Annotated in this window: 5 protein-coding genes and 1 pseudogene; 5 read left to right on the forward strand and 1 reads right to left on the reverse strand. The window is 62.4% G+C overall.

The features are described from left to right. Positions 1-619, reverse strand: a pseudogene (locus NW75_RS24265) (hypothetical protein); the annotation flags it as partial. Positions 620-1404: 785 nt separating this feature from the next. On the opposite strand from NW75_RS24265, the gene rpoB reads away from it, so the two are divergent. The 5 genes from rpoB to NW75_RS03905 all read left to right on the forward strand — a co-directional run bounded on the left by rpoB (position 1405) and on the right by NW75_RS03905 (position 13209). Further along, positions 1405-5586, forward strand: a complete 4182-nt coding sequence (rpoB, locus tag NW75_RS03895) for a DNA-directed RNA polymerase subunit beta (protein ID WP_033963913.1) — start codon at positions 1405-1407, stop codon at positions 5584-5586. Between the two features lie 49 nt (positions 5587-5635). Beyond that, positions 5636-7615, forward strand: coding sequence for a DNA-directed RNA polymerase subunit beta' (gene rpoC / locus NW75_RS28080; protein ID WP_443024435.1), 1980 nt, complete (start codon positions 5636-5638; stop codon positions 7613-7615). Positions 7616-7707: 92 nt separating this feature from the next. Beyond that, positions 7708-9342: a hypothetical protein gene (locus tag NW75_RS28085; RefSeq protein ID WP_443024437.1), complete on the forward strand. Its 1635-nt coding sequence runs from the start codon at positions 7708-7710 to the stop codon at positions 9340-9342. Then, positions 9288-9926, forward strand: a complete 639-nt coding sequence (locus NW75_RS28090) for a hypothetical protein (protein WP_443024436.1) — start codon at positions 9288-9290, stop codon at positions 9924-9926. The genes NW75_RS28085 and NW75_RS28090 overlap by 55 nt, the downstream gene beginning before the upstream one ends. 505 nt (positions 9927-10431) lie before the next feature. After that, positions 10432-13209 carry a TonB-dependent receptor gene (locus tag NW75_RS03905; RefSeq protein WP_033963916.1) on the forward strand — a complete coding sequence of 926 codons (2778 nt, stop codon included), beginning with the start codon at positions 10432-10434 and terminating at the stop codon, positions 13207-13209. The last annotated feature ends 40 nt before the right edge of the window (positions 13210-13249 follow it).

Genomic DNA, 13249 nt, shown 5'->3' on the forward strand with positions numbered 1-13249 from the left:
CGCCCGCTGGATGCAACAGGAAGATCTCGTGGTCGCGGTGGCGGCGCCGATCCCCGCGATCAGCCTCGCGGCGACGCCACCACCACCAGCCGAGCGCCCCGAGCGCCAACACCAGCGCCACACCGCCAAACCCAAGTCCAATTGCGGGCATGACCGATTCCGACGGAGCCACCCGCGCCGCACGGCCAGGTGGCGGCGGCGCTGCAGGCAACGCCGTTGGCGCAGAAGACGACTCCACCGGTGCCGGATCGGCGGCCACCGTGGGGAGCGACGTTGGCTCGGAAGCCGGAACTGGTGTCGGTGCCGCAATGGGCGTCGGGTCGGGGTCGGGATCGGCGTAGCGCGCGGTGCCGCAGTCGGGCGAGCAGCAGGGGTTGCGCGCTCGGTCGGCACCACCAGCGGCGGCTGCACGCGTTCCGTGCTGGGCCGGTCGGCCGGACTGTCCCGGCGCGGCAGTCCGCTGACCGTCGGTTCGGGGGGTCGGCACTGCGGGCCGGGGCCGCGATGACGGCAGGTTGAAGTCGTCCAGCCCCGGCAGGGGTTTGGCCTCCGGTGTATTCTGGGCATGCGCCATGGGAGCAGCCGCCAGCAGCACCGCCGCAACGACAAGAAAAGGCATCGGTTTCACCCGAACCGGCATAACGACAAATCCCCCCCCGCCAAGGCCGCGAGTGTCAAGACGCGCCCGACCGCACCATAGGTGCGAGCGACGCTCGATAAGACGCCCCCCGATACACGCAATCCGTACACACCGATGGCGAAGATAATGCCATCCAACGGGACAGGTAGGGCAGGACGTCAATATCGGCTGGAGCAAGTTCCGTTTTATCCGCGTCTAATTGACCCGGAACACAGGGAAACAGCACGCTATACTGCGTCCGCCCCTGTTCGAAACACCGGAGCGTGCGGCAATGTCTCAGCTTGAATGCAGCAGATTCGCGATCGCATCCACACCCCACCTCCTCTATGCTGAACGCACAGCATGGAGGCAGCAATGCATCATAAACGAGGCCGCGCGCGCAATCAGCGCGCCGGTTGCAAGCTCTGCAAGCCTTGGAAGGCAAATGGCGTTCGCACCGAGCGGATCGGCGGAGAGCGCTTCAGCGACCATCGCCGACGCGTAGCGTCGATCGAGGGGGCACATGCCTAACGGCAGCAGCGGAGAGCAACGCCGCCGTATTTGACAGCGCGCCCTGCCCTCCCTATATGGCGCGTTCCACTGCAATTTTCGGGAAATGATGTGCCGTCGCGCAGCACATCGATCGTATTGGAGATTGTAGTATCTAGAGACGCTTACAAGCTGCTGTCATCCGATGAGGAGGACATGCGGCTTTTTGCGTCTTTGGAGCGTGCCCGCCCGGTGGATTCCGGGCCAGATTATACAGCTTGAGGGCAGACATCTCCATGGCGACCAAAGCAATCGACGGCAGCACCCCCACGCGGCGCGCCGAAAGCGGCACGGCCAAGCGCCGCATCCGCAAGGTTTTCGGCAACATTCACGAAGTCGTGCAGATGCCGAACCTGATCGAGGTTCAGCGCGAATCCTACGAACAGTTCCTGCGCTCCGATCCGTCGATCGGCTATGTCTCCGGTCTCGAAAAGACGCTGCGCTCGGTCTTCCCGATCCGCGATTTCGCCGGCACCGCCGAGCTCGACTTCGTGAACTATGAGCTTGAGCCGCCCAAGTTCGACACCGACGAATGCCGCCAGCGCGGCATCACTTATGCGGCACCGATGCGCGTCACGCTGCGCCTGATCGTGTTCGAGGTGGATGCCGACACCGATTCGCGCTCGGTCCTCGATATTAAGGAGCAGGACGTCTACATGGGCGACATGCCCCTGATGACGGGCAACGGCACCTTCATCATCAACGGCACCGAACGCGTCATCGTGTCGCAGATGCACCGCTCGCCGGGTGTTCTGTTCGATCATGACCGCGGCAAGACGCATGCCTCGGGCAAGTACCTCTTCGCCGCCCGCGTCATTCCGTATCGCGGTTCGTGGCTCGATTTCGAGTTCGATGCCAAGGACATCGTCAACGTCCGCATCGATCGCAAGCGCAAGCTGCCGGTCACCGCACTCCTGTACGCACTCGGCATGACCGGTGAGGAGATCCTCAACCATTTCTACAACCGCGTGACCTTCGTCCGCGGCCAGGGTGGCTGGATCATCCCGTTCCAGGCCGAGAACTGGCGTGGCCAGAAGCCGATGTACGACATTATCGACGCCAAGACCGGCGAGATCGTGTTCGCCAACGGCCAGAAGATCAGCCCCCGCGCCGCCAACAAGGCAGCCAAGGACGGCCTGACCGACCTGCTGATCCCGACCGAGGAAATCTTCGGCCGCTATTCGGCTTATGATCTCATCAACGACAATACCGGCCAGATCTACATCGAGGCGGGCGACGAAGTGTCGGCCGAGAACCTCGAACTGCTCGACCAGGCCGGTATCGATCGCATCGAACTGCTCGACATCGATCACGTCGCCACCGGCGCATGGATCCGCAACACGCTCAAGGTCGACAAGGCCGAGGAGCGCGAACAGGCACTGTCGGACATCTACCGCGTCATGCGCCCTGGCGAGCCGCCAACGCTCGAAACCGCAGAGTCGCTGTTCTCGGGCCTGTTCTTCGATCCCGATCGCTACGATCTGTCGGCGGTGGGTCGCGTAAAGCTCAACATGCGCCTCGACCTCGATGCCGAGGACACGGTCACCACGCTGCGCACCGAGGACATCCTCGCCGTCATCAAGACGCTGGTCGATCTGAAGGACGGCAAGGGCGACATCGACGATATCGACAACCTCGGTAACCGTCGTGTCCGTTCGGTCGGCGAGTTGCTCGAGAACCAGTACCGCGTCGGCCTGCTCCGCATGGAGCGCGCCGTGAAGGAGCGCATGTCGTCGGTCGACGTGTCGACGGTGATGCCGAACGATCTGATCAACGCCAAGCCGGCGGTTGCCGCGGTCCGCGAATTCTTCGGCTCGTCGCAGCTGTCGCAGTTCATGGATCAGACCAACCCGCTGTCGGAAGTCACCCACAAGCGCCGCGTTTCGGCCCTTGGACCGGGTGGTCTGACGCGTGAGCGCGCGGGCTTCGAAGTCCGCGACGTTCACCCGACGCATTATGGCCGCATCTGCCCGATTGAAACGCCGGAAGGCCCGAACATCGGTCTGATCAACTCGCTCGCGAGCTTCAGCCGCGTCAACAAGTACGGCTTCATCGAAACGCCGTACCGAAAGGTCATCGATCACAAGGTGACCGACGACGTCGTCTATCTGTCGGCGATGGAAGAGGCCAAGCACACGATCGCGCAGGCCAACGCCGAACTGAACGCCGACAAGGGCTTTGTCGAAGAACTCGTCTCGTCGCGTCAGGCGGGCGAATTCCTGATGGCGATCCCCAACAACATCACCCTGATGGACGTCAGCCCCAAGCAGCTCGTCTCGGTCGCGGCATCGCTCATTCCGTTCCTGGAAAACGATGACGCCAACCGCGCGCTGATGGGCTCGAACATGCAGCGTCAGGCTGTGCCGCTGGTCCAGGCCGAGGCACCGTTCGTCGGCACCGGCATGGAAGAGACCGTTGCGCGCGATTCGGGCGCTGCGATCTCGGCCAAGCGCGCCGGTATCGTCGACCAGGTCGATGCGTCGCGTATCGTCATCCGCGCGACCGGTGATGTCGAAGCCGGCCAGTCGGGCGTCGACATCTACACGCTGATGAAGTTCCAGCGCTCGAACCAGAACACCTGCATCAACCAGCGTCCGCTGGTGAAGGTGGGCGACGTGATTACCGCTGGCGACGTCATCGCCGACGGCCCGTCGACCGAATTCGGTGAGCTGGCGCTGGGCCGCAACGCGCTCGTCGCGTTCATGCCCTGGAACGGCTACAATTATGAGGACTCGATCCTCATTTCCGAGCGTATCGTGAAGGACGACGTCTTCACCTCGATCCATATCGAGGAATTCGAAGTCATGGCGCGCGACACCAAGCTCGGGCCGGAAGACATCACGCGCGATATCCCCAATGTCGGCGAGGAAGCCCTGCGCAACCTCGACGAGGCGGGCATCGTGTACATCGGTGCCGAAGTCGAGCCGGGCGATATTCTCGCCGGCAAGATCACCCCCAAGGGTGAATCGCCGATGACGCCGGAAGAAAAGCTGCTCCGCGCCATCTTCGGTGAAAAGGCGTCGGACGTGCGCGACACCTCGCTGCGCCTGCCGCCGGGCGTTGCTGGTACCGTCGTCGAAGTGCGCGTGTTCAACCGCCACGGCATCGACAAGGACGAGCGCGCGATGGCGATCGAGCGCGAGGAAATCGAGCGCCTGAAGAAGGACTCGGACGATGAGCGCACCATCCTGAACCGTGCGACCTGGTCGCGCCTGAAGGAAATGCTGATCGGCCAGACCGCGACCGCCGTTCCCAAGAACGGCCCCAAGAAGGGCGTGGTCATCGACGAGGACGTGCTCGACAGCGTCGATCGTCACGAATGGTGGAAGTTCGCGGTTGCCGACGACAAGGTCCAGAGCGATCTGGAAGCGGTCAAGGCGCAGTATGACGATGCCGCCAAGCTGATCCTCGACAAGTTCCACGATCGTCGCGACAAGCTCGAGCGTGGTGACGAGCTGCCGCCAGGCGTGCTCAAGATGGTCAAGGTGTTCGTCGCGGTGAAGCGCAAGCTCCAGCCGGGCGACAAGATGGCCGGCCGTCACGGCAATAAGGGCGTCATCTCGCGCATCCTGCCGGCCGAGGACATGCCGTTCCTCGCCGACGGGACGCCGGTTGATCTCGTGCTCAACCCGCTGGGCGTGCCGTCGCGCATGAACGTCGGGCAGATCTTCGAAACGCATCTCGGCTGGGCCGCCCGCAATCTCGGGCAGCAAGTCCATCGTGCGCTGGAAGATTGGCGCGAAGCCAACCCCGAACCCGCACCGGGCGCGATGCCCGACGCGGTCAAGGCGCGGTTGCTCGAAGTGTATGGCGAGCATTATGCGGCCGACATCGAGGCGCGCGATGCCGACCAGATCATCGAGCTGGCGGAAAACCTGAAGACCGGCATCCCGATGGGAACGCCCGTGTTCGACGGTGCGCGTGAAGCGGACGTTTCGGCGATGCTGGAACTGGCCGGTCTCGACACCTCGGGTCAGTCGGAACTGTTCGACGGTCGTACCGGCGACAAGTTCGACCGCAAGGTCACCGTGGGCATCATCTACATGCTCAAGCTGCACCATCTGGTCGACGACAAGATCCACGCCCGGTCGATCGGGCCGTACTCGCTCGTCACGCAGCAGCCGCTGGGTGGTAAGGCGCAGTTCGGTGGTCAGCGCTTCGGTGAAATGGAGGTCTGGGCGCTTCAGGCATATGGTGCTGCGTACACCTTGCAGGAAATGCTCACGGTCAAGTCCGATGACGTCGTCGGGCGCACCAAGGTCTATGAGGCGATCGTCAAGGGTGACGACACGTTCGAGGCCGGTATTCCGGAGAGCTTCAACGTGCTCGTCAAGGAAATGCGCTCGTTGGGTCTGAACATCGAACTGACCACGACCGAGCATTTCGACAGCGACGGCGTCGCGATCGCGGCGGAGTAAAATCTTCTCCCTCTCCCCGCCAGCGGGGAGAGGGAGAGAAGGAAGCAAAATGAACGAACTCACAAACTTCGCGAACCCGGTCATCAAGGCCGAGACCTTCGACCAGATCCAGATCGGCATCGCCTCCCCGGACAAGATCCGCTCGTGGTCGTTCGGCGAGATCAAGAAGCCGGAAACCATCAACTATCGCACGTTCAAGCCTGAGCGTGACGGCCTGTTCTGCGCGCGCATCTTCGGTCCGATCAAGGATTACGAATGCCTGTGCGGCAAGTACAAGCGCATGAAGTATAAGGGCATCGTCTGCGAAAAGTGCGGCGTTGAAGTCACCGTCTCGAAGGTCCGCCGTGAGCGCATGGGCCATATCGAGCTGGCCGCCCCGGTCGCGCACATCTGGTTCCTCAAGTCGCTGCCGTCGCGCATCGGCCTGCTGCTCGACATGCAGCTCAAGCAGCTCGAGCGCGTGCTGTACTTCGAGGCGTATATCGTGATCGAGCCGGGCATCACCCCGCTCGAAAAGTACCAGTTGATGACCGAGGACGAACTCCTCGACGCGCAGGACGAATATGGCGAAGACGCCTTCTCGGCCGGCATCGGTGCAGAAGCCGTGCGCATCATGCTGCAGGACCTCGATCTCGAAGGTGAGCGCAAGGAACTGCTCGAAGAGCTGGCGGTCACCAAGTCCGAGCTGAAGCCCAAGAAGATCATCAAGCGCTTGAAGGTCGTCGAGAGCTTCATCGAATCCGGCAACCGCCCGGAATGGATGATCCTCGAAGTCGTTCCGGTCATTCCGCCCGAACTGCGCCCGCTGGTGCCGCTCGACGGTGGCCGCTTCGCGACCTCGGATCTGAACGATCTGTATCGCCGCGTGATCAACCGTAACAACCGCCTCAAGCGCCTGATGGAACTGCGTGCGCCGGACATCATCGTCCGCAACGAAAAGCGCATGTTGCAGGAAGCCGTCGACGCATTGTTCGACAATGGCCGCCGCGGTCGCACGATCACGGGCGCCAACAAGCGTCCGCTCAAGTCGCTGTCCGACATGCTCAAGGGCAAGCAGGGCCGCTTCCGTCAGAACCTGCTCGGCAAGCGCGTCGACTATTCGGGCCGTTCGGTCATCGTGACCGGTCCGGAACTCAAGCTGCATCAGTGCGGCCTGCCGAAGAAGATGGCGCTCGAGCTGTTCAAGCCGTTCATCTACGCCCGTCTCGACGCCAAGGGTCTGTCCATGACCCTGAAGCAGGCGAAGAAGTGGGTCGAGAAGGAGCGCAAGGAAGTCTGGGACATCCTGGACGAGGTGATCCGCGAGCATCCGGTCATGCTCAACCGCGCCCCTACCCTTCACCGTCTCGGCATCCAGGCGTTCGAGCCCGTGCTGATCGAGGGCAAGGCGATCCAGCTTCACCCGCTGGTCTGCTCGGCCTTCAACGCCGACTTCGACGGTGACCAGATGGCGGTCCACGTGCCGCTCTCGCTGGAAGCCCAGCTCGAAGCGCGCGTGCTGATGATGTCGACCAACAACATCCTGTCGCCAGCGAACGGCAAGCCGATCATCGTGCCGTCGCAGGACATGGTGCTGGGTCTGTATTATCTGTCGATGCTCAAGGAAGGCGAGCCCGGCGAAGGCATGATGATCTCCGACATGCAGGAGGTTCATCACGCGCTCGAGGCTGGCGCGGTCACGCTCCACACCAAGATCATCAGCCGCGTTCCGCAGACCGATGAGCAGGGCAACCAGTATCTCAAGCGCTATGAGACCACCCCTGGTCGCATGCTGCTGGGTGAGTGCCTGCCGCAATCGTCCAAGGTGCCGTTCGACACCGTCAACCGCCTGCTGACCAAGAAGGACGTCGGCGACGTGATCGACGAGGTCTATCGTCACACCGGCCAGAAGGAGACCGTGCTGTTCGCCGACGCGATCATGTCGCTCGGTTTCCGCCACGCGTTCAAGGCCGGCATCTCGTTCGGCAAGGACGACATGATCATCCCGGACGCAAGGTCGCTCTCGTCGACGAGACGCGCGGCCTGGTGAAGGACTTCGAGCAGCAATATCAGGACGGTCTGATCACGCAGCAGGAGAAGTACAACAAGGTGATCGACGCCTGGAGCCGTTGCGGTGACCAGGTGGCAAACGCCATGATGGAAGAGATCAAGGCGGTTAAGCGCTACGAGGACGGCCCCAATAAGGGTCGCGAGAAGCCGATCAACTCGATCTACATGATGGCCCACTCGGGTGCCCGCGGTTCGCAGGCACAGATCAAGCAGCTCGCCGGTATGCGCGGCCTTATGGCCAAGCCGTCGGGCGAGATCATCGAAACGCCGATCATCTCGAACTTCAAGGAAGGCCTGACCGTCCTTGAGTACTTCAACTCCACCCACGGCGCTCGTAAGGGCCTCGCGGATACGGCGTTGAAGACGGCGAACTCGGGCTACCTGACGCGTCGTCTGGTCGATGTTTCGCAGGACTGCGTGATCATGGAGCTCGATTGCGGCACGACCCGCGCGCTGGAAATGCGCGCGATCGTGCAGGGCGGCTCGACGATCGCGTCGCTCGGCGAGCGCATCCTCGGTCGCACGACCGCGGAAGACATCATCGACAGCAAGACCGGCGAGATCGTTATCCCGTCGGGCACGCTGCTCGACGAGCCGATGGTCGCGCAGATCGAGGCGATCGGCACGCAGAGCTGCAAGATCCGTTCGCCGCTGGTGTGCGAGACCAAGATCGGTGTCTGCGGCAAGTGCTACGGGCGCGATCTCGCCCGCGGTACGCCGGTCAACATCGGTGAAGCCGTCGGCGTCATCGCGGCGCAGTCGATCGGTGAGCCGGGCACGCAGCTGACCATGCGTACCTTCCACATCGGTGGTGCGGCACAGCTGAACGAGCAGTCCAACCTGGAGGCAGTGGCCGACGGCACGATGGAATATCGTGATCTTCGCACCATCACCGACCAGCGCGGCCGCCGCGTTGTGCTCAGCCGCTCGGGTGAAATCGCGATCGTCGACATGGACGGCCGCGAGCGTGCAGTGCACCGCATTCCTTATGGTGCGTATGTGCTGTTCGACGACAAGCACATCGTGTCGAAGGGCGATCGTCTGGCCGAGTGGGATCCGTTCACCATGCCGGTCATCACCGAGAACCCCGGCGTCGTGAAGTATCAGGATCTTATCGAGGGCAAGACGCTCACCGAGCAGGCCGACGAAGCCACCGGCATCTCGCAGCGGGTCGTGATCGAGTATCGCGCCAGCGGCAAGACCAAGGAGGATCTCCGTCCGCGCCTGACCCTCACCGGCGAAAGCGCCGAGGAGGCCGGTCGCTACATGCTCGTCCCGGGCGCAACGCTCTCGGTCGAGGATGGTGCGACGGTTCAGGGCGGTGACGTTCTGGCCCGTGTCAGCCGCGAAAGCGCCAAGACGCGTGACATCACCGGCGGTCTGCCACGCGTTGCCGAACTGTTCGAAGCGCGCAAGCCCAAGGAAAATGCGATCATCGCAAAGGTCTCGGGCCGCGTGGTGTTCGGCAAGGACTATAAGGCGAAGCGCAAGATCGGCATCCAGCCCGAGGACGGCGGCGAGGTCGTGGAGTATCTGGTGCCCAAGTCGAAGGTCATCGACGTGCAGGAAGGCGATTACGTCAAGCGCGGCGATAACCTGATCGGCGGCAGCCTGATCCGCACGACATTCTCGAAGTGCTCGGCATCGAGCCCTTGGCCGAATATCTCGTGTCGGAAATCCAGGAGGTCTATCGTCTCCAGGGCGTGAAGATCAACGACAAGCACATCGAAACGATCGTTCGTCAGATGCTGCAAAAGGTCGAGATCACCGACGGCGGCGACACCACGCTGCTGGCCGGCGAACAGGTCGATCGCGACGAGATGGACGAGATCAACTCGAAGATCGGCAAGAAGGATCGTCCGGCCCAGGGCAAGCCCGTCCTGCTCGGCATCACCAAGGCGTCGCTGCAGACCCGCAGCTTCATCTCGGCGGCGTCGTTCCAGGAAACCACGCGCGTGCTCACCGAAGCCTCGGTACAGGGCAAGAAGGACACGCTCACTGGTCTCAAGGAGAACGTGATCGTGGGTCGTCTGATCCCGGCTGGTACCGGTGCGGGCATGAACCGCCTGCGCGTCACCGCTTCGTCGCGCGATGCGGCGCTGCGGGTCCAGCAGCGGCGCATGGCCGAGGTGTCGATCATCGCACCGAACTCGGCCAAGGAAGAGCATGACGCCGAACTCGCCCGCTCGCCGCGCGATGCCGGCGGCACCGGCGACGATGCGCTGGCGGCGGTGACGCCGTCGGGCCATGGCACCGATGCGGATGCTGGCGAGTATCTGAACCAGGAGTGATCCTCCCGGTTCAGGCTTTGCGCCTGATCTGACGAAATTGGCCGCCGTCCGGGCAACCGGGCGGCGGCTTTTTCGTGGGAAAGGCGACCCGCCTAACCCGTCGCTTCGGAAACTGTCCCGACCGGGCGCGCCGCACGCAGAGCACGTTTCGCGAATCGCGCAAAATTGGTCTGGTTAAGGCCAATTATTGGTCACAGGTTCTCTTCAGGTTCTATCTACCGCCGGACCACAAAATTTGACGATGTCCGCGCGCCATGCGGTAACTAACCGAAATATAACGACTTGTTTCTGCGGTTCCGGCTTGGCCTCCTGTCATTGAAATGCAACTTCGGCATAGCTTTTGCCAAATGCATTGGTTATAAATTTCCATACCGTAGCGGTGCAAAAAGACACCAATGTGATACCACATGATGCGGTAAAGTGGGTGGCTCCGGGCAGGACCGGGGCTTCGGATCGGGGGTCAGCCTGGGCTGCCTGGCCGATGTATTGGGGAGGGTTCTGATTTATGCGACTTCATACCGTTTTGTTGACCTCGAGCATCCTTGCCGGTCTCGCCAGCGCACCGGCGATGGCACAAACCGCAACGCCGGATGCAGCGGCGGCCGCACAGGCCCCCGCGCCGCAGGCCGATACTGCGTCGAATGACGATATCGTCGTCACCGGTATCCGCGAGAGCCTGCGCAGCGCCATCTCGGTAAAGCGCAACGCCAATGCCGTCGTCGACGTGATCACATCCGAGGCGATCGGCAAGTTCCCGGATCGCAACGTCGCGGAATCGCTGTCGCACATCCCCGGCGTCAGCATCGATCGCCGCTTTGGCGAAGGCGAGAAGGTCGCCATTCTCGGCACCGATCCCGCGCTCAACCGCATGCTGCTCGACGGCCATGCGCTGGCCTCCGCCGATTGGGGCGGCAATGACAACGATCCGTCCAGCCGCACCTTCAACTATTCGCTGCTTGCCCCCGAACTGGTCGAGCGCCTCGAAGTGTACAAGTCGCCGGAGCCGCGCATCGAAGAGGGCAGCCTTGGCGGCACCGTCATCGTACGCACGCGCCGTCCGCTCGACACACCGGCAAATTCGATCTTCGCCTCGGGCGGCTACAGCTACAATGATCGCTCGGGCAAAGGCAATTTCCGCGGTTCGGGCCTGTACAGCTGGAAGAACAAGGACGACACCTTCGGCGTCCTGATCGCGGGCGGCTATGACAAGCAGACCATCACGCGCGCGGGCGTGGAATTCTTCGGCTATCAGAGCGGCGCGGACTTCTTCCAGAAGAACGCGGACGGCACCGTGAAGCGCGACGCGGCGGGCCAGGGCATCCTGCAGAACCCCAATGCGACGATCACCGGTGGTACCAAGGAAGACCTGATCAAGGCGGTCGCGCCGTTCGGCATCAACTACGCCTATTTCCAGCAGACGCGCGAGCGCAAGACCGTTTCGGGCACCGTGCAATATCGCCCGGCACCGAACCTGACGCTGACCCTCAACGGGCTGCACATTGACGGCAATTACAACAATTACAGCCAGTCGATGTACACCATCCCCGTCGCCTGGACCGGTAACGTGCTGCAATCGGCCAACGTCTCGAATGGCGTCGTCAATGCCGCCTCGTTCGGCGCGGCGACCAGCCAGAGCGCCGAGCTCGATACCAACGTCCGCCACACCAGCCTGAAGACCAATAACGTCAATTTCTTCGCCGATTGGGAAGGCAGCGGCGGCACGAAGGTCAACTTCGCGGGCGGATGGAGCCGCGCGGTCGGCGGTCGCAATCCTGAGTATCTGTTCAACACCCAAACCAAGCTGCCGTTCAGCTATGCCTTTGGCCCCAACAGCGCGACCGTCAACTTCGTCGGCGACCTGACCAACCCCGCCAATTACTTCACCAATCCGAACAACAACCCGGCGCAAATCGAAGGCAAGCCGGTTATCGTCAACGGCACGCAGCTGATCGGCGCGCAGATCGGCGGCCTCGATTACAGCGTCACCACCGACCGCGACGTGTTCGGCGGTTATGACGCTACGATCCCGGTCAGTTTCGGTCCGTTCACGCAGATCCTGCTCGGCAGCAAGATCACCGACCACGTCAACCGGCTCGATGCGCGCGGCGTCAACACCTATATGACGAGCTCGAAAACGCTGGCGCAACTCGGCGTGGCCACGACCACGACGCCCGACGGCACCTTCGACGGCAGCGGTGGCTCGGGCAATGCCACCAAATATATCAACCTGTCGCAACAGGCGGTGATCGACCTCCTCGCCAACGCGATCAACAGCCCGCTGGTCGCCAAGGTCGGTGCCTCGACCAAGGTGCAGGAAACCGTCGCAGCGTCATACGTCCAGGCCAATTTCGACCAGGGCGGCGTGCGCGGCAATATCGGGGGTCGTCTGGTCTATACCCGCGACATCTCGACCTATGCGACGACGCTGAGCAACACGGTCGCACCGGTGCCCGTCCCGACGCGCACCACCAGCGATTATCTGAAGTTCCTGCCAAGCCTCAATATCGCATATTCGGTCACCCCACAGGTGATCGTGCGCGGTGCCGTTGCTCGCGTGATTTCGCGTCCGCGTTATGAGGATCTGGCAGCAGCGACCTCGCTCAACGACATCACGCTCGACGGTGGCGGCGGCAACCCTAACCTGAAGCCGTATGAGTCGACCAATTACGAACTGACGGCGGAATGGTATCCGCGCGCTGGCACGTTGGTCTCGCTCGAACTGTTCCGTCGCGATATCTCGAACTACATCATCAACACCCGCACCGACACGGTGTTCTACAACTCGCTGCAGGGCAAGTTGACCAGCTACAGCGTCAACCAGCCGATCAACGGCGGCAAGGCCAAGGTCAACGGCGTGCTGGTGGCGGGCCAGGCGGAAATCTGGGGCGGTTTCGGCCTGCAGGCGAACTATTCGTATCAGGACAGCTCGACCTCGTCGGTCGACACCACCGGTGCTTCGCTCAACCTACCCTATCTGTCGCATCACACCGTCAATGTGATCCCCTATTTCGAAAAGGGGCCGCTGCAGGCGCGGCTGAGCTACAACTATCGTTCGTCCTACTTCCGCACGATCGGCCGTCTGGGCTCGCGCGAAATGGTGGCACCGTATAGCCAGCTCGATTTCTCGCTGGGTGTGAAGGTCATTCCGGCAGTGACCTTGTCGTTCAACGCGCAGAACCTGCTCGATTCGACCTATCTGCAGTATAATGCGACGCCCGATCGTCCGACCGCTTTCTACAAGAACGGTCGCACTTTCGTCGGCTCGATCTCCTTCCGCATGTAACCCCCTCCCCTACATGCGGCAGCGCCGCCGCCCGGACCCC

Source organism: Sphingomonas sp. Ant H11 (genome assembly GCF_000797515.1).
In the GTDB taxonomy this organism is placed as follows: Bacteria; Pseudomonadota; Alphaproteobacteria; order Sphingomonadales; family Sphingomonadaceae; genus Sphingomonas.